The sequence below is a fragment of the Desulfosarcina variabilis str. Montpellier genome, assembly GCF_048565275.1.
Classification (GTDB): domain Bacteria; phylum Desulfobacterota; class Desulfobacteria; order Desulfobacterales; family Desulfosarcinaceae; genus Desulfosarcina; species Desulfosarcina variabilis.
Genome location: NZ_CP159846.1, coordinates 4107083 through 4130764 on the forward strand (window position 1 = coordinate 4107083; position 23682 = coordinate 4130764).

Here is a 23682-nt window from a genome sequence, read left to right on the forward strand (position 1 = left end):
ATATTCAGGCGCTTATGATGGTGGTTGGCCCAGCTTGCTCAAATGGGTTCTGCGCCTCAACTTCAGCAGGGTTTCATCTTCCTGCACAAGGTAATGGACCGGATTGTTGTTCTCATCATAACAGGTATACAAGGCGGTATATCCTGTCTGGTCGCTAACATCACGCATTCGTCTGACATCGTTATCGAACCGCTCGCAGACCGTTTCCCACGGTTCCGGTTTTGCATTTTCAATCCGTTCGATGGTTCCGGATGCATCATCGTAGTTGACATGAAGAGATTGCATGAATTCTCCGTTGGGTGAATTTAAAATGTCAATAATTGGTGGTGCGGTGAGTTCGCATTTTGTCTTCAACGGCTTCGACAAACATGAATGTGCCGTTGCATTGAAATCAAACTCGTCTTATCATTTAAACATTAACCTCTCAATGTCTCAAGGAGGAAATCATGCGCTGGCAACCACAAAAAACAATAGTGCTTTGGGTTTTGCTTGGCCTTTTGGCCGGATGTTCCAGCGTCCAGGTGAGCCAGGACTATGAACCTGGATGGGTTGCTGACCGTCCCCAAACCTGGCAGTGGGAACACAGCGTTCAGCCTGCGACCAATGACCTGCGTGTTGACAATCCGCTTTTGAACAGCCGTATCCGCCGTGCCATTGAAAGTCATCTGGCAGGCCGCCGTATGGAGCGAAATCAAGAACACCCTGATTTGTCGATTTCCTACCATCTTGTCATTCAGCCGAAATTGCAAAGCTATTCGTCCTATTCGACGCTGGGTATGGGGGGCTATTATTATCCCTGGGCATGGGACTATGGCACCGACACGCACATCTATCAGTACGATGAATGTCAGCTGACCATCGACATCAAGGAGGTCGGCACCGGGTCCTTGATATGGCGGGGGACGGGGGTTTACCGTTATCATACATACAAAACGCCGGATGCGGCGGCCGAGGCCATGCAACATACCGTGGACCGGATTCTTGCTCAATTCCCGCCGGGCAATAGTTAATTCAGTAGCAGTTCACGATGGGGTCCGATCCGAATCGTTTCGATGGTAACACCCGCCTAGGCGGTTTGCCGTGTTGAAATCAGCCAAATGCAATTCTGTTGAAATGACTTGCCAAATGATTTGTGGTATGCCAGTAGAATTAAGCGGTTACACCTGTTTCCAACCCACCGCCGTTAACCTGTCACAATAAGGAGAGGGGACCCCATGAGACGATCTGTCTTCTGCATGACTATCATCGCAGTGTTGTTTTTTGCCGGCGCTGCCATGGCCGAAGTCAATATCAAGCTGGCCGTGGTCACCAAGCCTGGATCGGCTCAGAATATCGTGGCCGATAAATTCAAGGAATTCATCGAGGCGCGCTCTAACGGGACGATCAAGGTCAAGGTTTACCACTCCGCGTCTTTGGGCAACGAGACCGAGATTCTTCAGCAGGTCCAGATGAACACAATCCAGATGGCCGTGGTGACCGGCGGGCCGTTCGACACCTTTGATCCCATTACGCGGGTGATCAACTATCCTTTCTTATTCAAGGACAATGCCCAGGCCGATGAAATTCTCGATGGTCCCCTGGGGGCGGAAATTCTCAAGAGTCTGGAACACTCAAAATTCAAGGGCCTGTGTTTTTCCGAAAACGGGTTTCGCAATCTGACCAACAACAAACGCCCGGTGGGCACCCCCGACGACATCAAGGGGCTTAAAATCCGGGTCATGGCCTCCACTATCCACCAGGCCATCTGGAAAGCGCTGGGCGCCAATCCCACGCCCATGCCCTGGCCGATCTATACCGAATTGGAGCAAGGGGTTATCGATGGGCAGGAAAATCCCTTGTGGGTCATGGAGGTTTATAAATTCTATGAAATCCAGAAATACATGACCCTGACCCGGCATGTCTATTCGTGTCATATCGACGTGGCTTCCCTTGACTGGTGGAATGGTCTTTCCCCGGCGGATCAATCGCTGATCCAAAGGACAATTTATGATGCCGCCGTGTTTCAGCGTCAGGACAACCGGTCTAAAAATGCTCAGCGTCTGGTGATGCTCAAGGAAAAAGGCATGCAGGTGGTCGAGGCGCCGGACATCGCGGCCTTCCGTGCCAAGGTGGCGGGCCTGAAGGACATGGATCTTTACAGTGATCCCAAAGTCAAGGCGATGCTTGATAAAATCATGGCCGCTACACGTTGAAGCCCTGAACGTATCTATCGCTTGTCGGAGCGCATGTGACCGCTTTACATCAATTCAGTACATGGATCAACCAGCGCATTGAGTACCTGCTGTTTGGTTTAGGCTTTTCCATGGCGATCCTCGTGGCTGTGCAGGTCTTTTTTCGCTATGTGCTCAACCAGTCCTTGTTCTGGTCCGAGGAACTGGCCCGTTATCTGTTGGTCTGGCTCACGTTTTTAGGGGCGTCATGCGCCTATTACCGGCACGCTCATCCCGGGGTGGACATCCTGTACAACCGTATGCCGCCGGCCTTGCGCAAGGCCTGTGCACTGGTGATCCATCTGGCCTCGATGGGCCTGTTTGTGGTGATGGTCGTTTACGGGTACCAGTTCGCCCATTTTGTACGCCTGCAGACAACTCCGGCCCTGCAGTTGCCCAAATGGCTGGTGCTGGGGATCATTCCCGTGAGCGGTCTGGTGCTCTTGATCCACGGCACATCGTTTCTGATCGACACGCTCAAGCGGAGCAGCCATGACCTCTGAAGTGCTGCTCATCTCACTGTTGGTGCTGTTTGCCATCAACACCCCCATCGCCATTGCCATTGGCGTGGCCTCGGTGGTGGGAATCCTTGTCCAGGGCGATTTCAGTCCCATGATGATGGTGCAGCGGATGTTCGGCGGCACCGATTCGTTTCACCTCATGGCCGTGCCCTTGTTCATGTTTACCGGTACGATCATGGAAGCCGGCGGCATCAGCCGCCGGATCATTGATTTTGCAAACGCCCTGGTCGGCTGGCTGCCGGGCGGTATGGCGGCGGTGACCATCGTATCGGCCATGTTTTTTGCCGGGATTTCCGGATCAGCGGCGGCCGATGCAGCGGCCGTGGGTGCCATTTTGATCCCGGCCATGAAAAAATCGGGCTACGCATCTGATTTTGCCGCGGCCGTACAGGCCTCCGGTGGATCCATCGGCGTGATCATTCCCCCGTCCATCCCCATGATCATTTTCGGTTTTCTGACCGGTGCCTCAATCGGTCAGCTTTTTGCTGCGGGCATATTACCGGGGCTGCTGGTCGGTGTGTCACTGATCATCGTGGCTACCCTGATATCATGGAAAAAAGGCTACAGTGCCACGACCCGCTTTTCCATCGGCGATGTATGGCGGACCTTCCGTCGGGCACTGCTGGCCTTGGGCGCGCCGTTGATCATTTTGGGGGGGATTCTGTTCGGTATTTTTACGGCCACCGAATCGGCAGCCGTGGCCGTGGTGTATGGTCTCGTGGTGGGGATGGTCGTCTATCGCCGGATTGGACTCAAGGACCTTTACCCTTTATTCCGGGACGGCGCCATTACCTCATCCATTGTCATGCTGATCATTGCTACGGCCTCGGTGTTCAGCTGGCTGGCGGCCATCGAGGATATCCCCGCGCGTCTGGCCGGTGGTCTGCTCGGGGTCACGACAAATCCGGTGGCCTTGCTGCTGTTGATCAACCTGGTGCTGCTGATCGCCGGAACGTTTGTGGAAACCACGGCGGCTCTGATATTGCTGGTGCCGATGATTACCGCCATGCTGCCCGCTTTGGGGATCGACCTGGTTCAATTGGGGGTGATCGTGGTTACCAACCTGGCCATCGGCATGCTCACCCCGCCCATGGGTATCTGTCTGATCGTCTCCTGTTCCATCTCCGGCGACAGCCTGGCCGCCATCAGCCGGCGGGTTTTGCCGTTTTTAGCCATTTTGCTCGTGGACCTGTTGATCATTACCTTTTACCCGCCCGTTACCATGTTCATGGCCCGCTTGGTGGGTCGATGATATTTGGGAACAAGCCGTAAACAAAAAATCCAAAGTAAAAAGACGAAGGACGAGGGAAGACCGCTTCGCTCGGACGAGGGACGTCCGAGGTCGTCCCTCGTTTTTTTGGATCGCGACACCCTGTCCAAAAACAAGGGGGTGTCCGTCATGGCAATGGCGGCTGAATAAAATTCATCTTGATGCGAAGCCTAACATAAGGTAAATGATCGTTTTGCCCAGTGAACACCTTTTTCACAAAGGATAAACCCTATGGACTTTTGGCGTGAACCGCTAGATGCGAAAGTAGTCGATATTACCCGGGGTATCGTTCATATCATCACCGATCGATGCAAGGGATGTGGTTATTGTATTGAATTTTGTCCCCGCAATATTCTGGCTTTCTCCACCCAGTTCAATAAAAAGGGCTATCATCCCCCTGAGGTTTTGGATCCCGATGGCTGTGTCAATTGCCATTATTGCGAAATCATCTGTCCGGAGTTCGCCATCTATTCGGTTGCCGATTCCTGACCATTGGTGCTTTTGGGTGGGATTGATCTTCCGTTTGGCCCTTGCAAAACCATTAACACTGGAACCTTTGTCTCATGAGTAATAGACCCGCTGTCTTGACTGGAACCCATTACATCACCGGCGATGAAGCCTGTGCCGAGGGCGCCCTGGCTGCCGGCTGCCGGTTTTTCGGTGCCTATCCCATCACTCCGGCCACGGAAATCGCCGAACGCATGTCCATCCGATTGCCTGAAGTGGGGGGGACGTTTATTCAGATGGAAGATGAAATCGCCGCCATGGCCTCGATTTTAGGGGCGGCCTGGTCGGGCCAGAAAACCATGACCGCCACGTCGGGGCCGGGATTCAGCCTGATGATGGAAAACATCGGCCTGGGGGTGGTTACCGAAACGCCTTGCGTGGTGGTCAATGTGCAGCGTGGCGGTCCATCCACGGGACTTCCGACCATGACCGCCCAGGCCGACATGATGCAGGCGCGTTGGGGCTCCCACGGTGATTATGAAATCATCGCCCTGGCGCCGTCTTCGGCCCAGGAGATTTTCTACCTGACCATCACGGCCTTTGACCTGAGCGAGATCTATCGCACGCCCGTGTTCATCATGACCGATGAAGTCATCGGCCATATGAGCGAAAAAGTGGTCATCCCCGAGGCATCCGTCATCAAGCCCAAAAGCCGGCCCAAGCCCAAAGGGCGCAAGGACCGCTTTTTACTCTACAAGCCGGATAAAAACGGTGTGGCCCCCATGCCGGCCGCAGGTGACGGATACCATGTGCATGTGACCGGTCTGACCCACGATGAAAAGGGCTATCCGGTCATGGCTGTGGAGGCCCAGGAGCAGATGATGCAGCGGTTGATGCATAAAATTATGGATAACCGTGAGGATATCATTCTGACCGAGAGCCACAACCTTGACGATGCCGAGATCGTATTGATTTCCTATGGGATTTCGGCCCGTACCAGCCAGGCGGCCATGGTTCAGGCCCGGGCTCAAGGCAAAAAAGTGGGCTTGCTGCGCCTGATTACGGTATGGCCGTTTTGCGAGGAAAAGATCCGGGAATTGGCCGAGCGGGTGCGCGGTTTTATCACCGTGGAGATCAATCTGGGGCAGGTTCATCTGGAGGTTCAGCGCTGTGCCGGCGATCGGGCGGCCTGCCATCTGGTGGGGCATGCCGGCGGCACCGTCATCACGCCGGAACAGGTCCTGGCTAAAATCGAGGAAATTATAAGATGAACACAACCCATTCAATCGCCGTTGAAAAGCAAACGCCCGAGGCGGATCAACATCCCCTGGACGATTTGATTCGTACCGACCGTATTCCCCATATCTGGTGTCCGGGATGCGGCATCGGTACCGCATTTGCCGCGTGTCTGCGGGGGATGCAGGCCAGCGGAATCGATCTTGAAAAAACCTGTATGGTTTCCGGGATCGGTTGCTCGGGCCGCGCCGCAGGCTACATCAACCTGGATTCTTTCCATACCACCCATGGCCGGGCGATCCCTTTTGCCACCGGGCTCAAGCTGGGCAATCCCGAACTCAACGTGGTGGTTTTTTCCGGGGACGGGGATCTGTTTGCCATTGGCGGCAATCATTTCATTCACGCCGCCCGCCGCAACATGGACCTGACCGTGATCTGCCTTAACAATTTGAACTACGGCATGACCGGTGGGCAGGTGGCGGCCACCACACCGCATCAGGCCAAAACCACCACGACCCAGCACGGCAACCCCGAGTCGCCGTTCAATCTTCCGCTGTTGGCCTTTGCTTCCGGTGCGACCTATGTGGCCCGCTGGACCATCCTGCACACCCGCGAGATGACCAAGTCCTTTGAAAAGGCCCTGCAAAAGCCTGGATTTTCCTTTATCGAGGTGCTGGGGCCGTGCCCCATCAATTACGGCCGCCGCAACCGTGAAAAGTCCATGGATACCCTGCGCCTTTATCAGGAACGGACCATCATCGCCAATCATCCGGACATCACCGATCTGGACATTGACTTCAAGAAACGGGTGACCCTGGGAGAATTCGTGGACAAGGAAAGGCCGACGTGCATTGAGAATTATGATCGGACGTGTCGGTTACTATAGGCCGAAGGTGTTTAGGCTGAAGGCTGAAGGAAAATAAATGAATAAACAAATCGTAATCACCGGTTTCGGGGGCCAGGGCGTTGTCCTGGCCGGGCGCATCGTGGGCAAGGCCGCGGCTATTGTCGATGGCCTGGAATCGACGCTGGTGCAGTCCTATGGCCCTGAATCCCGGGGCGGGGCCTGCAGCGCCCAGGTGACCATTGCTGACGGCGAGATCCATTACCCGTATATCGAGCAGCCGGATATCCTGGTGGCCATGTCCCAGGCCGGATACGAAAAATACAAAGACGCACTGGTCCAAGACGGTATGCTGATCGTGGATCAGGATCTGGTCAAGCCCGAGGCCGAACAAAAGGCGTTTTTCAGCGTGCCGAGCACCCGTTTTGCCGAGGAAATGGGGCTGATAATGATGGCCAACATCATCATGGTCGGTTTTTTTACCGCCATTACCGAGGCCGTTACCCTGGAGGCCGCCCGTCAGACGGTGCTTGAATCCGTTCCCAAGGGCACCGAGGAAAAAAACCTGAAGGCCTTTGAAAAAGGATGGGAATATGGTCGGGTTACCCTGAAGGCCCGCGCCAAGACCGCTGCCGGACAGACAGGAGTGTTTGCATGAAAAGTCCCAAGAACCGTTTGCACAGTGCCATGGTGGTGGGCGCCACACCCGCCGGTGTATCGGCCGCCAACAAGCTGGGCGAACTGGGCATTGCCGTGACACTGGTGGATAATGGTATTGACCTGAATCAGCGGCTGAGCGATGACGCCTACCGGCTGCCCGGTGGGATTCCTTTGAATTTTGCCCATCGTCCGGGGCTGATCCGGATTTTGCGCAACCCGGGCATCAAGTGCATCCTGCCGGCCAAGGTGCTTGGCATTCGGCACAACCAGCAGGGGTTTGCCGTTACCATCGAGCGGGAGCAGACCTTTGTGGATCCGTCGCGCTGCACCTTGTGCGGCCGCTGCGTCGAGGTGTGTCCGGGACAGGGCGAAGGGAGCGAAAAACCCATTGGTTTTGAAAGTCGCATGGTCCTTCCGGGACGCGCGGTAATCGATAAACGGCAGGAGCCCCTTTGCCAGGCCAACTGCCCCTTGGGAGTCAATGCACAGGGGTATATCGCCCTGGCCCGGGCCGGACGCTATGCCAAGGCCCTGGAGCTGATCCGCAAGGACAATGTCCTGCCGGGCATTTGCGGCCGGGTGTGTACGCATCCTTGCGAAAACGCCTGCCGTCGGGCGGAGGTGGACGGGCCGCTGGCCATTCGGGACATCAAGCGCTTTTTGGCCGATGTGGAGGCCGGGCAGGGCAACACCGAGACCCAACAGGATCATAGGCCAGCTCCCACCCGTTCGGAGACCATTGCCGTGGTCGGGTCCGGTCCGGCCGGTCTGGCGGCTGCCGCGGATCTGGCGCGCCAGGGATTTGCGGTGACCGTTTTTGAAAAAGAGGATCAGGCCGGCGGACTGTTGCGTTACGGCATCGGCTCCCACCGGTTGCCCCGGGACATTATCGATCGTGAACTGGACGTTATCCAGGCCATGGGCGTGACCATTTTTACCGGCCATGGGATCGACCTCGATGGAGGACTGTCTGATCTTACCAACCGCTTTTCCGCCGTGCTGCTGACCGTGGGATCATGGGCCGACCGCCGCCTGGGCGCACCGGGGGAAGACCTTGACGGCGTGCATGGCTGCCTTTCCTTTTTACAGGACTTTTATCGCGGTAAAATTGACGGCCTGAACGAAGACGTGGCGGTTATCGGTGACGGCAATGCCGCCTTTGATTTGGCCCGGGTACTGAAGCGCTTGGGCGCCCGGGTGACCCTGATCTCCTGGTTCCCGGAATCAATGATTCCGGCTGACGCCGAGGAGGTGGACGCAGCCCTGGCCGAAGGCATCACCATTGTCAGCAGCCGGCAGGTAACGGCATTTAATGGTGCCGGCAATCGGCTGCAGGACCTGACCCTGATGCCCACCCGTCCGGGCGAGCCCGACGCAAAGGGAATTCACTGGCCGGTGATCGTGGATGACGGCACCGCGTCCACACTGGCCGTGGATCGCGCCTTTGTGGCCATCGGCCAGAGCGGTGCGCATGCAGGGATAGACGGCCTGCTAACCGCTACGGCCCACGGCTACCTGGCGGTGGACGAAAACGGGCGCACCGCCACGTCTGGTATCTACGCGGCTGGCGATGCAGTAACCGGTGCGAGTTCGGTGGTCCAGGCCATGGCCAATGGCCGGCAGGCCGCGGCAATGATTTTTACGGACCTGACCAGTGAGCTTGCGGATTTCATTGCCGCCAAAACCCTGCGCCCGGCCGATCGGGACTTTACGGCCATTGATCCGGCCATGCCCACCTGTTTGCGTACCCCCATGCCGGAAACGCCGCCGGGTGCCCGGCAGGACAGTTTTCAGGAAGTGGCCCGGGGGTATGACGAAAAGCAGGTTCAACTGGAGGCGGCGCGCTGCCTGCAGTGCAGTGTCTGCGCCGAGTGCATGGAGTGTGTGGAGGCTTGCGGTGACATTCAAGCCATCCGCCACGATGAACCGGCCACCCGGACCACTCAGAACGTGGGCGTGCTGATTGTCGCCGATCCGTTGCTTGTACCGGCCACGCGCGGCGAGGATGTGATCCGCGCCTATGGACCACCCACGGCCAAAACCGATGTACTGGCCATGATCCTGCGCGGTCAGGCAGCCGCGGCCAGGGCCCTGGTGCTCTTCAAGGGAACCACGGCCAGCCCCAAAGGCCATGGTATTTCTTTTATGCCCCCGGATCCAGGACTTCAAAAGACCATCCGCATGGGCGTCTTCGCCTGCCGTTGCAACGATTCGCTGGGCTGGTCCGATGGCATGGACGACTATTTGAAAGGGCTTTGCCAGCGGCCCATGATCACCCATGCCGAAACCCTTAACGCGGCCTGCACACCGGCAGGCATCGCTCACATCCTGGCCGAGGTTCGGGAGCAGGGACTGACCCGGGTGGTATTGGCATCCTGCGTGTGCTGTCCGCTCAATTTTGTTTGCAGCTCTTGCACGGATCAGCGCAGTCGGCTCAAGGAGGGACTTTTCAATGGCACGGGGATCAGTCGTTCCATGGTGCACACCGTCAATCTGCGTGGCGAGGTCCTGCGACTTCTGAAAGATGATCCGGAACTGGCCCTGCAGCGGTTTACCGGGTTCCTGGACCGGGCCATTGGTCATGCGACCAATCTTTTGCCGTTCCCGACACCGGCCCGCAATTACAATTTTACCACTGCTGTGATCGGCAGCCAGGAAGCTGCGCTGACTGCCGCCACCACCCTGGCCGAGGCCGGACAGGACGTGCTGCTTTTTGACGGTGATGGGCCGGCTGATAGCATGGTGGCTGATCATCCCAATGTTTTCCGTGTAACCGATGCCACGGTGACCGGCATCAGCGGCACCATCGGCAATTTCAAAATTCGTACGCGTAGTGAGACCATGGCGCGCAGCTATTCCGTGGGCAGTATCATCTGCGGTGAGCGCAACCGTAGTCTGGCCCTTTACCGACGCCATGAGGGGCACCCCGAGCGCACCGTGCACACCACTGCCCTGGACGGGGCGGAAAACGGGGCGCCGTTTCTCTATCCGGGAATGACCTCCATTTCGGGATTGTTCCTGGCTGATCCGCCCGGCGTGCAAATTTCAAAACGCACCAAGGGGGCGGCTTCGGCCATTCAGGCTGCGGCTGCCATGCCACGGGGTCCGCGCCACAGCCGGGGGTTTTCGGTCAAGGTTAAAGAGAATTTGTGTCGCGGTTGCGGCCGCTGTCTGGAGGTCTGCCCATACCAGGCGATTGCCTTCCGGCCCAATGATGTGGGCGGGTATTATGCCGAGGTGGACGATGCCCTTTGCAAAGGCTGCGGCAACTGCATTTCGGTCTGCCCGTCCGACGCAGCTGATAGCCCCTACCGGGACCATGTTTATCTGGAACAGACCGTTGAGCGGTTGTTGGCCTGATGGGTTGAAAGGACGAGGGAAGAGGGACGTGGGACGTGGGAAGATGGAAGAGGGAAGAGGGAAGAGGGAAGAGGGAAGAGAGAAGAAGTGGCGCGGGTACGATCTTTTTCGTCCATCATCCGAGCGAAGCGGTCGTCCATCGTCCATCGTCTCTATGAGGGCGAACAACGAACCACAAACCATAACTAAGAACTATTAATCCGGAACTTACGTTAAATGCCAGATTTCAACATAATCGTTTTCCTTTGCAACTGGGGCCCTCATGCCGCGTTTCAGACCCTGCAGGATCAGTGTGCGGATATTCCCCGTGAAATCAAAATGATCCGTATTCCCTGCAGCGGTCGTATCACCAAGGCACTGCTGCTGCGCTCCTTTGAAATGGGGGCTGACGGCGTGCTGCTGTTGGGATGCAAACCCGGCAGTTGCCGCTATGGCAGCGGTACTCAGAGTGCCCGGGACAATACCTCGGGAACCTGCCGGATTCTTGACCTGATGGGAATCGGCGCCGAGCGTTTACAGTTGGGCAATGTCCTGCCCGATCAGCCCCAGGCCCTGCTCGATTTCCTGAAAGACTTCACAAGCCGGATTCGTAAACTGGGCCGTAGCCCGGTGGCCCGACGACCGCTAATCGATGATCAGGCGATACCGGCAGACCTGACACCGGCGGCCATTGTTGCCGCCCATGACGTCTATGCCTGCCAGGATTGCGGCAAATGCACCTCAGCCTGTTCCCTGGCCCTGGCCGGCAAACCTTATTCCCCCCGCGATCTGGCCAATCGGATTATCGCCGGGCAGGCAGATGATCCGGATGTCCGTCAGGCGGTCAATGCCTGCCTGACCTGCGGCGTCTGTTACGAGCGCTGCCCGTCAGCGGTCAATTTCCCGGAATTTATTCGTTCCATGCGCACCTATTATCACAGCCGCCAACTGGCTGAAGCGCCGACCCATGGCGGTTTCTTTCAGAGCATGATGCGGGCCATGACCGCCGACGAACTGGTCCCCCGGCGCTGGCAGGATCTGCCCGAGAAGATCCATACCAGCAGTGGCAAAGGGGACATATTGTTTTTTGGCGGCTGTGCGCCGTATTTCGATATTTTTTTCAGCAAATTTCTCGGTGTGCAAACCGACCGTATTCTCGAGGACAGCCTGCGTTTGCTCAACTTCTTCGATGTCCAGCCCGTGGTGATGGAAAACGAGGTCTGTTGCGGCCATGATTTGCTTTGGACCGGCGACCGGGAGAACTTTTTGCGCCTGGCTAGGCGCAACGCGCGAGCATTTGCCGAGACCGGCGCCAGTGAGCTGATCACTGCCTGCCCGGAGTGTTATCGCACCCTTCGCCATGACTACCCGGAGCACGGCGTGACGCTGCCATTGACCGTGACCCACATTCACACGTTCCTGGAACGCGAAATCGACAAGGGCGCCGTGGGCTTCAAACCCTTGGGCCGCACCGTGACATTCCAGGACGCGTGTCGTCAGAGCCGTTTTGAAGACCAGGCCGATCTGCCGCGCAAGCTGTTGGCACGCATGACCGGCACCCCGCTGGCGGAGATGCCGGAATCGGGTAAAGGGGCGGTGTGCTGCGGTAACAGCGCCTGGACCGGCTGTGACGCCTATTCAAAAGCGTTGCAGGTTAAACGGCTGACCAGTGCCCGGCAGACCGGCGGGGATCTCATGCTCACCGCCTGTCCCAAGTGCCAGATCCACCTGCGCTGTGCCATGGAGGATACCATGCGGGCATCCGAGTTGCAGATTGAAACAATGGACCTGGTCAGTGCGATTGCTCAATGTATTTATTGGGAGTCGGTTTAAGCGACTGGAAAAGAGTGCGCTTATCTCAAAAACAACCGTAGGTTCTACATATCTTTTTAACTTGTTAAAAACTTATCACTTCAAGAAATATTATATATAGGTATCCCCATGACGACGAAAGCCCCTATATCAACCTCAACCCCTGATGTGAACGCTGCGCAGGATGCCCCGCGAGTAGGCGTTTATGTGTGTCATTGCGGCCTGAATATCGCCAAAACCGTCGATTGCGACGGGATTGCCGCACGGGCAGCCGATCTTCCCGATGTATGTATGGCCAAGGGCATTGGCTACGCCTGCAGCGAACCGGGTCAGCGGGAGATTCGCGATGATATCGCCGAGCACGGTCTCAACCGCATTGTGGTGGCCTCTTGCTCACCGCGTCTGCATGAACCGACGTTCCGGCAGATGCTCACCGATGCCGGCCTCAATCCCTATCTCTTGGAGATGGCCAACCTGCGTGAGCAGTGCAGTTGGGTGCATATGCACGACAAGGCCGCCGCCACGGCCAAGGGCTGGGATCTGGTCAAGATGGCCGTGGCTCGGGTACGCCGCTTGACGCCCCTGAGCGAGACCCGCCTGCCCATGACCCAGCGCGCTCTGGTGATCGGTGGTGGTGTGGCGGGCATCCAGTCGGCCCTGGACCTGGCCGACAACGGGTTTGATGTGGTCATGGTAGAAAAACAGCCCTCCATCGGCGGGGTCATGGCCCAGTTGGACAAAACTTTTCCCACAATGGACTGCTCCATTTGAATCCTGGGGCCTAAAATGACGGATGCCGGTCGGCATCCCCGCATCACCATCCACACCTTGAGCGAGGTGGTGGATGTCAATGGCTACGTGGGTAATTTCAATGTCAAAATTGTCAAAAAAGCCCGCTATGTGGATGAAACCGCATGCACCGCGTGCGGCGAGTGTGCCAAGGTATGCCCAGTGGTTCGGCCTGACGAGTTCAATATGGGCCTTAGCTCGCGCCGGGCGATCTACTCGCCGTTTCCTCAGGCCGTGCCGTCGGCCTATGTGCTCAATCCGCATGAGTGCCTGGGCAACAACCCCACGGTATGCACCAAGTGCCTGGAGGCCTGCGAAAAGCAATGTATCGATTTTCACATGTCCGACCAGACCCTGACCGAGCAGGTCGGCACCATCGTCGTGGCCACCGGCCTGTCCCCTCACGATCCGCGGGCGTTGGATGAGTACGGCTATACACGCTTCAAGAATGTTCTCACCAGTCTGGAGTTCGAACGCCTGGTCAATGCCGGCGGCCCCACGCAAGGGGAACTGGTGCGTCCCACCGACCGCCAAACGCCCAAACGCATCGGTTTCGTACAGTGTGTGGGATCACGGTCGGCCCGCAGAGGCAAGTCCTATTGCTCCAACATCTGCTGCATGAACACGGTCAAAAGTACATTGGTGCTCAAAGAGCACTATCCGGACATGGAGATCAAGGTTTTTTATATTGACATGCGCGCTTTTGGAAAAGGCTTCGAGGATCTTTATACCCGCAGCCGCCGTAAAGGGGCGCATTACGTGCGCGGCCTGCCCGGTCACGTGGAGGAAATGCCGGATGGAAGCCTGCGGGTGGCCGTGGAGAACACCGCCACCGGACGTCTAGACACCTATGATCTGGATATGCTGGTACTGGCTGTGGGTATTGAACCGGCTCCCAGTACGCAGCGATTGCAGGAGATGCTGGGCCTTCAACTCACATCGGACGGATTTTTTCTGGAAGCCCATCCCAAACTGCAGCCCGTGGACGCCGCCACCCGGGGCGTTTTTTACGCCGGCTGCGCCGAAGGACCCAAGGATATCAAGGAGAGTGTCACCCAGGCCTCGGCCGCCGCGGTACGTGCCATCCGACTGATGCATGCCGGGCATATCACTGCTGAGGCCATCACCGCTGAAGTCATCCCAGAGCTGTGCAAATCCTGCGGTAAGTGCGCTGATGTATGTCCCTACAATGCCATTAGCGTGGATGTGAAGTCCAAACAGCCGGCTGTGATCACCACCGCCGCTTGCAGCGGCTGTGGCACTTGTGCGGCCGAATGTCCCTTTGGCGCCATCACCACCAATCATTTTACCGATCCACAGATCACGGAGCAGATCGATGCCTTGTTGGAAGAGGCGCCCGAGGAGAAAATTCTCACCTTTGCCTGCAACTGGTGCTCCTATGCCGGGGCCGATTATGCCGGCGTATCGCGGCTGCAATATCCACCGAACGCGCGGCTGATTCGCACCATGTGCTCAGGACGGGTGGATGACGCCTTTATCTGGCATGCCTTTAAAAAAGGGGCGCCGGTGATCCTGGTCAGCGGATGTCATATCGGCGATTGTCATTACATCGACGCCAACCACTGGACGGAAAAACGCATCAAAAAAGTCCGCACCAAAATGGAAAAACGCGGTATCCGGCCCGAGCGGCTTCAATTGGAGTGGATCAGTGCCGCCGAGGGCGTGCGTTTTGCCGAGGTCATGAACCGTATGGAGACGTTGCGGCAGACCGTCAGCATGGATGAAATCAGCGAGACAATTGCCATGCTCACAAAAACGAGATAATAGTGATGGATTCGAAAGCCTTGATCTCGGGTTTTTTACGAATCCGTCTGAACGGCGACTTTTTACGGGCTCATCAATATTGATAATATCTATATTTTTAGGAGGACCCCATGGCTAACGCGCGTTCATCGGCAGATACCGCTACGCAGTCCGCTCCAGACACCCATAACGTGTCCGTTTGTCCCAATGGCGAATATTTCGAGCTTCCCCAGCCGGAAGACTATGCGGCTGAATTCGAGCGGCTCAAGAAACTTGCCGACGAGCAGCGGCAGCAGGGCAGGAAAGTCGTTGTTGTCATGGGGGTGGGATTCGTCGGGGCGGTCATGGCCGGTGTGGTGGCCGACTCCACCGACAAAACCGCGCAACAGCCGCTTTATTTTGTGATGGGCATGCAGCGACCATCGACGCGATCGTATTGGAAAATCCCTTATCTCAACCGGGGCATTGCGCCGGTTGAGGCGGAAGACCCGGAAGTTGCGCCGATGATCGAAAGATGCGTCAACCAGCGCAAGACCTTGACGGCAACCTTTTCCTATGATGCGCTGTCCTTGGCCGATATCGTGGTCGTCGATGTTCAGTGCGATTATCTCAAGGATACGCTGGGGGATGTGAAACAAGGATATGCCGATATCGCCGCCCTTGAAGACAGCCTGAAGGTCATTGGTGAAAAAATCTCACCCGAATGCCTGGTACTGATCGAGACCACCGTTCCTCCGGGGACCACTGAATATGTAGCCTACCCGATTATCAAAAAGGCTTTTGCCAAACGCGGTATCAATGAAAAGGAGCCCTTGCTGGCCCACTCCTTCGAGCGGGTCATGCCCGGGCGAAAGTATGTTGCCTCGATCCGGGATTTCTGGCGGGTTTGCTCCGGCATTAACGACAAGGCCAAGGAGAAGGTGGTTGCCTTTTTGTCCGATGTGCTCAATGTCGATCAATACCCCCTGACGGTATTGGAGCGTCCGGTTGAAAGCGAGACGTGTAAAATCGTGGAGAACTCCTACCGGGCCACGATCCTGGCTTTTCTCGACGAGTGGAGCCGTTTTTCGGAGAAAAACGGGGTGGATCTGATCAAGGTGGTGGATGCCATCAAGATTCGGCCCACGCATTCCAACATGATTTTTCCGGGGCCGGGCATTGGCGGCTACTGCCTTCCCAAGGACGGGGGGCTCGGTGTCTGGGCCTACCACACCCTTTTGGGATTTGAAGACCAGATTTTCAAAATTACCCCCCAGGCCATCGACATCAACGATACGCGTGCCCTGCACGTCACGCAGCTGGTGCGCGACGCCCTGCGCAACATGGGGCGGATCGTGGCTGCCAGCAAAACGACCCTGCTTGGCGCATCGTACCGTGAGGACGTGGGGGACACCCGCTACAGCGGCTCAGAGTTGATCGTGCGCAAGTTGACCGAAATGGGCGGGGAGGTGACGATTCATGATCCCTATCTCAAACACTGGTGGGAGCTGGAAAAACAGGACACCTATCCGGCGCCCGGCCATTCGTGGGCCCGTTTTTTCCGAAACCAGGAGTCGCTGACAGACACCCGGATCCGGCATGAGTTAAAAGATGCCCTCAAGCAAACCGACGCCGTGGTATTTGCCGTTCGCCACGAACCATACATGGCCTTGTCGCCGGACGATGTGGTGGAGATGATTGGCGGTCCGGCCGCCATTATCGACTGTTTCGGTATCCTCGACGATGAAAAGATAAAGCGCTATTTTCAGCTGGGGTGTGAAGTCAAGGGCCTTGGAAGAGGGCATATCCAACGCATCAAGGAGGCCGTACGCAAGGAGAAGGCAAAAAATTAGAGCAATTAATTGTTCACCGGTTTGCCAAGAGCCATTGGGCCGCTTCGTAACGATTGGTGACCTGGATTTTTCGAAAAAGATTATATACGTGGGTTTTTACCGTATGCGGGCTGATGCACAGTGCCTTTGAAATATCAATGTTGCGCATCCCCGTTGTCAGCAAATTTAAAACCTCTCGTTCTCTTTTCGTAAGTAATATTTCTCTTGTCATCGACGGGCAGCAGGGAGGCGGCTGGCTATCGATCAGGTGCTGCTCCAAAAGATGTCGAGGATACCAGAGCTCTCCGCTGAGAACGGCGCGTATGGTCTTTATAAAAAGCGTGACCGACTGGTTAGGATAAATAACGCCGTCCACACCCCGCTTCAGCGCTTTTTTATCCCGATCGGTATTGGGATCGATATTAAAGCAGACGGTCTTGTGATGCGGGTTTAGAAAAAACTGTTTTTGAAAACAGGCGTGGTCGCACGCCTTGCGAACACCCTTGGCGGCGCAGTCGAGAAAGAGGAAAACCGGCTTTTCCGATCCGATTTTGCAAAGGCGCTTTAATTGGCTGCTATGGATGCCATGGCAGGGCATTTCGGCTTTTTCAGATATATGGCCGGCCAGAACATCGTTGTTGAATGAATAATCTCCAGCAATATAAAGATCAACACCTCCCGATAAAGACGGTAAGGCCAGTGACCCCGCAGATACTTTTAGATGTTTCATCCCCGATCCTAAACGTTTAACAGGTGCATTGCCCAGCGCGAGGCGTGTAGCCGATTCGGGACGTCGATTTTTTTGTATATATTGTAAAGATGGTTTTTGACCGTGTTCAAGCTGATCAGCATGGCGTCGGCGATTTCCTGGTTACTTTCGCCGAAAGCCAGATGCTCAAGGATTTCCAATTCCCGATCCGACAGCAAGGTTCTTGAGCGCATGGATATCATGGACGTCGTATGGTTGACGGTTCGAATGCATGCGGTGAGCATTCTCCGAGAGAGCCACAGGTGCCCGTCCAATATAATTCGAACGCCTTTGACGATCGCCGCCCGGCAATCCCCCGTGTAGAAAATACCTCTGATTTGATAGCATTTGATCATTGTAACCAATTGATTGTGGTGAGTGACGTTGTAAAGTGCGATCCGAATATGGCTTGGCACCGGTGTGGGCAGTGTCTCAAGAATGGTGTAAATCGCATCGATGTCCGCCTCAAGGCAGTCAATCAAAAAGAGACAAGGATTGTTAAGCGGAACCGAAAATACCGGTCGGGGAGGCATATGATTGATTCGGTGAACCGTTGCCGAGAATTCTTGCTCCAAGAGCATTTTTAGTCGCTTTGCCGGGCCCGGGTTAGGGCTAACAATGAGAAATGTATCTAAATTCATCATGAAAAACGGTTCGCTTGGAACATTTACAAGTCACCACCAATCAATCATCTGCGAAGAAAACCGGAGTAGAATTCGAATTTGCCGTTGTACCGATTCTCATCAAACCAGATCTTGGCCTGTAGACGATTAAAGACATTGATTTTCCTGTAGATATTGTACACGTGGGCTTTGACTGTATGCAGACTGATTTGATACTGATCGGCAATACTGCTATTGGTCATGCCTTTGGCAATACAGTCGAGTATTTCTAATTCACGCTTGGACAGTCGCCCCCGTCCGTCTTCGTGAGTTGGATTATTTTTTTGCGTTGCCGCCTTTCGTGGCGGTGCACAGGCGTTTGGGGTAACCCAGGTGTCACCCTTCAGGATCGTTTTTATGCCTTTGATAAAATTGGTTTTTGATTCGTTGTGGTAGAAAATACCATGAATGCTACCTTTATCGAGAAAGGTGGATAAGGTTTTGTCGGCATCAGCGTTGAACAGGACCAGTTTTGTTCCCTTGGCAATGGCTTCGGAATAGTGTCGTATCCGGTCGTTGATGGTACGCCTGTTACAAGCCAGACAGTCGATCAGATAAATCGTTGTGTTTACGGATTCTGAATTCATCTCAGACGTTGACGGACCACTATTGCTCCAGCTGCACCAGACATCTTTGAAGGTTTCCAGTAGGAAGACCAAGGACTGATTCAACGGACGATTGGTACCGATAACGTGAATTCGGGTTAATGCCGTATCAACGGTTAAACGACCATTGTCGGATGGCGCACCGGCAATCTGCTGATGAACGCATTTTGCTTTCATGCTGCCAACTATTGCTAACTATGGGTTTTGTAACGCTTGGTGATTTTTTGAACGAAGATTATACTATGCATGTGCGATGGAGATGAAGGCAAACATAGTAAATATAAAAATACATTACCCCATTTTGTTAAGAATATCAATATATGAATTATCGATGATCCTCGAGAAGTCCATCATTGATGATGAACCCCTCACTGCTGTTGAATACCGTGAAACGGTCACCAATGTGAGGGGAATAAAGTACTAATACTTTCGTATTAGACCCCATGCCTACTCAATAGGAAGAAAATCAGTTGTTATACTGATTGATCTATTGACCGGTTATAGTAGAATTCCACACGATCCGATCAAATCTCAAGGGGCGGCGTATTCCCCGATTTTAACAGCGTCTGCTCCGAATAAACACGCACCATACACAAAAATTCCTCTCCTATGATTCACCATGCGCCTAGCCGGGTGGAATCGAAGCGGCGGAGCTATACACTGCGAGATGCCCCTTCTTTTTTTTAGGGCTTTATTACATCATAATGTAATAAGGATGTAATCATCTCCTATATAATAAGGAAAGATTTCATTGGGGCCCCAAAAAGGTTCCAGGAACCGATCCTTTGTCTTTTTAAAATTCAGGACGACTATGAAACGCACCCAGATTCAACTTCACGATGAGCAGTTGAAATGGTTGAAACACGAGGCATTGGAGAAAGGCGTATCCATGTCTCATTTGATTCGTAAAAGCGTCGACAGATACCGCTTGCAAGTTGAAAATCATCGGCAGTTCAGCCTCCAGAAGGAGAATGCCTTGAATGTGGTAGGGCGCTTTTCTTCAAAACGATTAAAATGAGTAGTAAAGCAGTGCTGTGTGAAAAGGCGCAAAGATGGGAAGGATGGCGACCCCCACAACTTCTTCAATGGTTGTTGAGATCTGATCAGTATTTTAAGGCGATGAACGCTTTTTAGAAAGGCGAACAACGACATCCATGCAACCCGATCTGGTCTATATCGATACCTCCGCGTTTTATGCATTGATCGATCGTGCCGACCCATACCATAAGCAGGCTAAAACACTGTGGCCGTCGCTTCTGGATGCGCGCGTTACCCGCATTACGAGCAGTTATGAGGTTGTCGAAACCATGGAACTGGTGCAAAAGCGCCTGGGCTGTGAGGCAGCTGTAATCTGGCAAAGGGCTGTGCTTGCGGTTGTGGATGTCAAGTGGGTGGACCAATCTCTTCATGACTTGGGTTATGAGCTATGGTTGAGTCTGGGACGCCTTGGTTTCAGTTTTACCGACTGTGTGGGGCAAATCCTTATGAGCCGTTATCAGATAAGCACGGCATTTTGTTTTAAACCCAAGTTTGCCGACCGGGGGATCGCTGTGGTGCCATCGTGTAGCCATCGTCAAGGAAGCGCGAGGAGATAATCATGAAAGTAACACAGCAATCCGATACTATAAACAGCAAATCCTTTCCTTAGGTAAGGCCGCTGATCTTGCTGGAATTACGCGTATCGAATTTATAGATTTGCTTAAATTCTGTGGAGAACCAATCTTCGATTTTTCTGCAGAAGAGCTAAAGGAAATTAATCAGGACACGGAGCGTTTAGGAAAGATATTGGATGCCCCCCTAAATATATCGTTGCAAATGCAACGCCTATTATCAGCCTAAGCGCTGTCAATCAGATTTTTATACTTCAAGCTCTTTTTCAACGCATAACATTCCCGAAGGCAATGGATGAAGAACTAAAAGCCGCTGAGAAACCAGGCGCGGATTTTAGTGAAAATGCTTGGGTAGATGTTAGCACAGTAAAAAACATTGCGCTTGTCCAAGTCCTTGAAAAAGATCTCGACAAAGGAGAAGCGGAAGTTATTGCATTGGGAAAAGAGCTGAACGCCGATGCTGTAATTATTGATGAAAGCATCGGGTATCGTATCGTAAAGCACCTCGATTTGCCGGTTGTAAGGACGCTTTCCATCCTATCCGCAGCAAAATCACGTGGAATAATAAAGAAAGCCTCGCCGATTCTCAAAGAGATGGTTGAAAAAGGCCGATGGTATTCGGATGATGTCGTTGCTCGGTTTTTAAAGAGCATCGGTGAATAATCCCATCTGATCTTGAGCAAACAAAACCGCAAAAGGGATGAACGCCTGTTAGATATTTAGGACCGTTTCTTCCTGTCGTTATAGTAAACAACAACGAAACATCGTCGCCGAAAAATCCATATCCATCAAAACGCCATAAAACGCTATATATTTGGGATTTCAGCCAACATTTTTCAATCAGCGCTCATCCGCGAAGATCCGTGTCCCATTTTCAGATAACTGGCAACTGGTAACTGATAACCGTAAGCTGCATCAACCTTCTTTATGTTTCCAACAGCAATGGCAATTTTATTGAGTTTAATTAGAGACGCCCGCAATTCCCACTATCAGCCATCGGCCTATAACGCGATTTTTAGGCCTGAAAATCGTAAAATAGACCCCAAATAGACCACCCTTTTCAGCTTTTTTATTTTAATTGCAGTTGCTGGCCCGTCCCCGGACCAATTTGTCAACAACGTCCCCAAAAAATCACAAAAAATCCGTACCCCTGATTATTGACGGTCAGCCGACATTGTTATAACATTTGGTAAAACAATGGAGGTGGGCCCATGCGTGCGACCGTAACAAAAATCGGCAATTCAACGGGTGTCATTTTGCCGAAAGAAGTCGTTGCCAGACTCAAGATTAAAAAGGGGGATAGTGTTTATTTAACAGAAACGGCTGACGGATACACACTATCACCTTACGATCCGGAATTTGAAGCTCAGATGGTGGCGGCCAGAAAAGGCATGGCCAAATACCGCAATGCGCTGCACGAGCTTGCCAAAAAATGACATGGCAATGGCTGAGGCAGGATGTTGCCATTGCCATCCATGACGAACAGATTGCAGAGCACGGTGGTCACCCGGGGATTCGTGATCTCGCTTTATTGCTATCCGCGCTTGCACGCCCCAAAAACAAGGCGGCCTACCAAACATCATCGGTATTCGATCTTGCCGCTGCCTATGCCACTGGCATCATTTTGAACCACCCTTTCGTAGATGGTAACAAACGAACAGGATTCCTTGCCGCATATGTATTTTTAATCCTCAATGGATGGGCGTTGACAGCATCTGAAGCAGAAGCCGTCGATGCGGTATTGGCTTTGGCCTTGAAAGATATGGATGAAACCGTTTTTTCGAAATGGTTGAAGGATAGGGCGATAAGGGTCCCTGCTGATCATTGATCTATCGGCCCAGCAAAAAAGAATTAAATCGACAATCGATGCCAATATCCAAACGGTTCTATCCCATGGCAAGTACATCATGGGACCGGAGGTTGGCGAACTGGAAGCGAAATTGGCAGATTTTGTGGGTGTCACGCATGCGATTGGGTGCGCCTCTGGCACCGATGCCCTACTGATGGCCCTGATGGCATTTAACGTCGGTTCCGGCGATGCGATTTTCACAACACCTTTTACATTTATAGCCACCGCCGAGGTGATTAGACTGCTGGGCGCCACACCGGTATTCGTGGATATCGATCCGGTCACTTTTAATATGGATTCCGTTAAATTGGAGAAGGCAATACGTGCTTTTCATGCGGATGATCGATCCCTGTACCCGTTACCCAACCAAGGCGCATCACCCCTCACGCCGCGTGGCATTATCCCCGTGGATTTATTTGGTCTGCCTTCTGACTACGATCAAATCAATGCCATTGCCAAGGCAAACGATCTTTTTGTCATTCAAGACGCCGCCCAATCCTTTGGTGGACAGTACAAAGGCCGCAATGCCTGTGGTCAGGCAGACATCGGCTGCACATCCTTTTTCCCCGCCAAACCCCTGGGGTGCTACGGTGACGGCGGGATGTGCTTTACCGATAATGAGGAGCTTGCCAAGACTTTGTTATCGATCCGTGTGCATGGCAAAGGCACCCATAAATACGATAACATGCGCATTGGCATCAACGGCCGGCTGGATACTCTGCAAGCCGCTATTTTAAAAGCCAAATTCGATATTTTCCAGGAAGAAGTATCGCAGAGAAATCAAGCGGCACAACGATACACCGAATTTTTATCACCCATAACGCATCGCACACCCCCCATCAACTTGCCCACCGTCCCTTCGGAAAACAAATCTGTTTGGGCCCAATATTCAGTGCTGGCCACTGATGAAAACCATCGCACGCAGATACAAAATGCATTGAAGGAAAAGGGCATCCCAACAGCCATTTATTATCCTAAACCGCTGCACCGGCAGACCGCTTTCGCTTCACTGGGCTATCAGCCTGGTGATTTTCCGATCAGCGAAGACTGCTCAGATCGGATTTTCAGCCTTCCCATGCATCCGTATCTGCGATCAGAGGATCAGGAGATGATTGCGCGGGTGATGGGTAATGGGTAAAAACGATGGCCGGATTTCGTGATTTGATGGTGTGGCAAAAGGCAAAAGAACTTGCGGTTGAAATTTACCGCATCAGCCAGAGCGAACATTTCTGTAAGGATTTTAGTTAAAAGGATCAGATAAGAAGAGCTGCTGTCAGTATCCCGAGCAATATTGCAGAAGGAGATGAGCGAGGTTCGAATAAAGACTCGATAAGATTTTTTTATATCTCCAAAGGATCGCTGGCAGAGTTTCAGACACAATTGGAAATTGCATGCGAGATTGGATACCTGGATCGACTAAAACTGAAATACCTTGATGAAAAATGCGTAACAATCGGCAAGATGCTCGGTAGCCTCATAAAAACACGTTCCATGCAATGATTAAA

24 protein-coding genes are annotated in these 23682 nt (G+C 53.7%); 20 read left to right on the forward strand and 4 right to left on the reverse strand.

The genetic code is table 11. From position 1 onward, the window contains the following. Positions 1 to 12: 12 nt before the first annotated feature. Positions 13 to 285 carry a hypothetical protein gene (locus tag Dvar_RS18540; protein ID WP_419663272.1) on the reverse strand — a complete coding sequence of 91 codons (273 nt, stop codon included), beginning with the start codon at positions 283 to 285 and terminating at the stop codon, positions 13 to 15. Between the two features lie 161 nt (positions 286 to 446). On the opposite strand from Dvar_RS18540, the gene Dvar_RS18545 reads away from it, so the two are divergent. The 12 genes from Dvar_RS18545 (at position 447) to Dvar_RS18600 (ending at position 16724) form a co-directional block, all read left to right on the forward strand. Further along, entirely contained in the window at positions 447 to 1010 is a 564-nt protein-coding gene (locus tag Dvar_RS18545) for a DUF4136 domain-containing protein (protein WP_419663274.1), read from the forward strand. 204 nt (positions 1011 to 1214) lie between these two features. Beyond that, complete coding sequence (locus Dvar_RS18550; protein ID WP_419663276.1) at positions 1215 to 2192, forward strand: TRAP transporter substrate-binding protein; 978 nt, start codon at positions 1215 to 1217, stop codon at positions 2190 to 2192. Between the two features lie 35 nt (positions 2193 to 2227). Beyond that, a complete protein-coding gene (locus tag Dvar_RS18555) occupies positions 2228 to 2713 on the forward strand; it encodes a TRAP transporter small permease (protein ID WP_419663278.1) in 486 nt (161 codons plus the stop codon). Next, complete coding sequence (locus Dvar_RS18560) at positions 2703 to 3983, forward strand: TRAP transporter large permease (RefSeq protein ID WP_419663280.1); 1281 nt, start codon at positions 2703 to 2705, stop codon at positions 3981 to 3983. The genes Dvar_RS18555 and Dvar_RS18560 overlap by 11 nt, the downstream gene beginning before the upstream one ends. Before the next feature lie 249 nt (positions 3984 to 4232). Beyond that, positions 4233 to 4490: a 4Fe-4S dicluster domain-containing protein gene (locus Dvar_RS18565; protein ID WP_419663282.1), complete on the forward strand. Its 258-nt coding sequence runs from the start codon at positions 4233 to 4235 to the stop codon at positions 4488 to 4490. A 74-nt stretch (positions 4491 to 4564) separates the two neighbouring features. After that, a complete protein-coding gene (locus Dvar_RS18570; protein ID WP_419663283.1) occupies positions 4565 to 5719 on the forward strand; it encodes a 2-oxoacid:acceptor oxidoreductase subunit alpha in 1155 nt (384 codons plus the stop codon). Then, complete coding sequence (locus Dvar_RS18575; RefSeq protein ID WP_419663285.1) at positions 5716 to 6570, forward strand: 2-oxoacid:ferredoxin oxidoreductase subunit beta; 855 nt, start codon at positions 5716 to 5718, stop codon at positions 6568 to 6570. Before Dvar_RS18570 ends, Dvar_RS18575 begins: the two co-directional genes overlap by 4 nt. Positions 6571 to 6607: 37 nt before the next feature. Further along, positions 6608 to 7186, forward strand: a complete 579-nt coding sequence (locus Dvar_RS18580) for a 2-oxoacid:acceptor oxidoreductase family protein (RefSeq protein WP_419663286.1) — start codon at positions 6608 to 6610, stop codon at positions 7184 to 7186. Continuing rightward, the gene (locus tag Dvar_RS18585; RefSeq protein ID WP_419663287.1) at positions 7183 to 10548 is read left to right on the forward strand and encodes an FAD-dependent oxidoreductase; all 3366 of its coding nucleotides are present in this window, start codon (positions 7183 to 7185) and stop codon (positions 10546 to 10548) included. The genes Dvar_RS18580 and Dvar_RS18585 overlap by 4 nt, the downstream gene beginning before the upstream one ends. Before the next feature lie 216 nt (positions 10549 to 10764). Further along, on the forward strand, positions 10765 to 12360 hold the full coding sequence (locus Dvar_RS18590; protein ID WP_419663289.1) for a hydrogenase iron-sulfur subunit: 1596 nt from the start codon (positions 10765 to 10767) through the stop codon (positions 12358 to 12360). 108 nt (positions 12361 to 12468) lie between these two features. Further along, positions 12469 to 14913, forward strand: coding sequence for a CoB-CoM heterodisulfide reductase HdrA2 (gene hdrA2 / locus Dvar_RS18595; RefSeq protein WP_419663291.1), 2445 nt, complete (start codon positions 12469 to 12471; stop codon positions 14911 to 14913). Positions 14914 to 15023: 110 nt separating this feature from the next. Further along, entirely contained in the window at positions 15024 to 16724 is a 1701-nt protein-coding gene (locus tag Dvar_RS18600; RefSeq protein WP_419663293.1) for a nucleotide sugar dehydrogenase, read from the forward strand. 13 nt (positions 16725 to 16737) lie between these two features. On the opposite strand, the gene Dvar_RS18605 is transcribed toward Dvar_RS18600, so the two are convergent. The 3 genes from Dvar_RS18605 to Dvar_RS18615 form a co-directional block, all read right to left on the reverse strand. Beyond that, a complete protein-coding gene (locus Dvar_RS18605; RefSeq protein WP_419663294.1) occupies positions 16738 to 17433 on the reverse strand; it encodes a response regulator transcription factor in 696 nt (231 codons plus the stop codon). Positions 17434 to 17441: 8 nt separating this feature from the next. After that, complete coding sequence (locus Dvar_RS18610) at positions 17442 to 18032, reverse strand: LuxR C-terminal-related transcriptional regulator (protein ID WP_419663296.1); 591 nt, start codon at positions 18030 to 18032, stop codon at positions 17442 to 17444. A 107-nt stretch (positions 18033 to 18139) separates the two neighbouring features. After that, the gene (locus Dvar_RS18615) at positions 18140 to 18895 is read right to left on the reverse strand and encodes a LuxR C-terminal-related transcriptional regulator (protein ID WP_419663297.1); all 756 of its coding nucleotides are present in this window, start codon (positions 18893 to 18895) and stop codon (positions 18140 to 18142) included. A gap of 634 nt (positions 18896 to 19529) precedes the next feature. Here Dvar_RS18615 and Dvar_RS18620 point away from each other — a divergent pair. The 8 genes from Dvar_RS18620 (at position 19530) to Dvar_RS18655 (ending at position 23677) form a co-directional block, all read left to right on the forward strand. Beyond that, positions 19530 to 19736 carry a CopG family transcriptional regulator gene (locus tag Dvar_RS18620; RefSeq protein ID WP_419663299.1) on the forward strand — a complete coding sequence of 69 codons (207 nt, stop codon included), beginning with the start codon at positions 19530 to 19532 and terminating at the stop codon, positions 19734 to 19736. A 136-nt stretch (positions 19737 to 19872) separates the two neighbouring features. Then, complete coding sequence (locus Dvar_RS18625) at positions 19873 to 20313, forward strand: type II toxin-antitoxin system VapC family toxin (protein ID WP_419663301.1); 441 nt, start codon at positions 19873 to 19875, stop codon at positions 20311 to 20313. Then, on the forward strand, positions 20249 to 20557 hold the full coding sequence (locus Dvar_RS18630; protein ID WP_419663302.1) for a UPF0175 family protein: 309 nt from the start codon (positions 20249 to 20251) through the stop codon (positions 20555 to 20557). Before Dvar_RS18625 ends, Dvar_RS18630 begins: the two co-directional genes overlap by 65 nt. 62 nt (positions 20558 to 20619) lie before the next feature. Beyond that, entirely contained in the window at positions 20620 to 20991 is a 372-nt protein-coding gene (locus Dvar_RS18635; RefSeq protein ID WP_419663304.1) for a DUF3368 domain-containing protein, read from the forward strand. Positions 20992 to 21539: 548 nt separating this feature from the next. Beyond that, complete coding sequence (locus tag Dvar_RS18640; protein ID WP_419663306.1) at positions 21540 to 21764, forward strand: AbrB/MazE/SpoVT family DNA-binding domain-containing protein; 225 nt, start codon at positions 21540 to 21542, stop codon at positions 21762 to 21764. Then, complete coding sequence (locus Dvar_RS18645) at positions 21761 to 22156, forward strand: type II toxin-antitoxin system death-on-curing family toxin (protein ID WP_419663308.1); 396 nt, start codon at positions 21761 to 21763, stop codon at positions 22154 to 22156. Before Dvar_RS18640 ends, Dvar_RS18645 begins: the two co-directional genes overlap by 4 nt. Positions 22157 to 22178: 22 nt before the next feature. Continuing rightward, positions 22179 to 23315, forward strand: a complete 1137-nt coding sequence (locus tag Dvar_RS18650) for a DegT/DnrJ/EryC1/StrS family aminotransferase (protein WP_419664131.1) — start codon at positions 22179 to 22181, stop codon at positions 23313 to 23315. Between the two features lie 119 nt (positions 23316 to 23434). Continuing rightward, entirely contained in the window at positions 23435 to 23677 is a 243-nt protein-coding gene (locus Dvar_RS18655; protein WP_419664132.1) for a four helix bundle protein, read from the forward strand. The last annotated feature ends 5 nt before the right edge of the window (positions 23678 to 23682 follow it).

Coding starts and splice junctions, on each gene's coding strand:
- Dvar_RS18615 (WP_419663297.1), bottom strand. CDS start 18,895: ATGAAAGCAAAATGCGTTCATCAGCAGATTGCCGGTGCGCCATCCGAC.
- Dvar_RS18575 (WP_419663285.1), top strand. CDS start 5,716: ATGAACACAACCCATTCAATCGCCGTTGAAAAGCAAACGCCCGAGGCG.
- Dvar_RS18600 (WP_419663293.1), top strand. CDS start 15,024: ATGGCTAACGCGCGTTCATCGGCAGATACCGCTACGCAGTCCGCTCCA.
- Dvar_RS18620 (WP_419663299.1), top strand. CDS start 19,530: ATGAAACGCACCCAGATTCAACTTCACGATGAGCAGTTGAAATGGTTG.
- Dvar_RS18635 (WP_419663304.1), top strand. CDS start 20,620: ATGGATGAAGAACTAAAAGCCGCTGAGAAACCAGGCGCGGATTTTAGT.
- Dvar_RS18565 (WP_419663282.1), top strand. CDS start 4,233: ATGGACTTTTGGCGTGAACCGCTAGATGCGAAAGTAGTCGATATTACC.
- Dvar_RS18645 (WP_419663308.1), top strand. CDS start 21,761: ATGACATGGCAATGGCTGAGGCAGGATGTTGCCATTGCCATCCATGAC.
- Dvar_RS18605 (WP_419663294.1), bottom strand. CDS start 17,433: ATGAAACATCTAAAAGTATCTGCGGGGTCACTGGCCTTACCGTCTTTA.
- Dvar_RS18550 (WP_419663276.1), top strand. CDS start 1,215: ATGAGACGATCTGTCTTCTGCATGACTATCATCGCAGTGTTGTTTTTT.
- Dvar_RS18610 (WP_419663296.1), bottom strand. CDS start 18,032: ATGCTCTTGGAGCAAGAATTCTCGGCAACGGTTCACCGAATCAATCAT.
- Dvar_RS18570 (WP_419663283.1), top strand. CDS start 4,565: ATGAGTAATAGACCCGCTGTCTTGACTGGAACCCATTACATCACCGGC.
- Dvar_RS18540 (WP_419663272.1), bottom strand. CDS start 285: ATGCAATCTCTTCATGTCAACTACGATGATGCATCCGGAACCATCGAA.
- Dvar_RS18585 (WP_419663287.1), top strand. CDS start 7,183: ATGAAAAGTCCCAAGAACCGTTTGCACAGTGCCATGGTGGTGGGCGCC.
- Dvar_RS18560 (WP_419663280.1), top strand. CDS start 2,703: ATGACCTCTGAAGTGCTGCTCATCTCACTGTTGGTGCTGTTTGCCATC.
- Dvar_RS18590 (WP_419663289.1), top strand. CDS start 10,765: ATGCCAGATTTCAACATAATCGTTTTCCTTTGCAACTGGGGCCCTCAT.
- Dvar_RS18640 (WP_419663306.1), top strand. CDS start 21,540: ATGCGTGCGACCGTAACAAAAATCGGCAATTCAACGGGTGTCATTTTG.
- Dvar_RS18580 (WP_419663286.1), top strand. CDS start 6,608: ATGAATAAACAAATCGTAATCACCGGTTTCGGGGGCCAGGGCGTTGTC.
- Dvar_RS18625 (WP_419663301.1), top strand. CDS start 19,873: ATGCAACCCGATCTGGTCTATATCGATACCTCCGCGTTTTATGCATTG.
- Dvar_RS18545 (WP_419663274.1), top strand. CDS start 447: ATGCGCTGGCAACCACAAAAAACAATAGTGCTTTGGGTTTTGCTTGGC.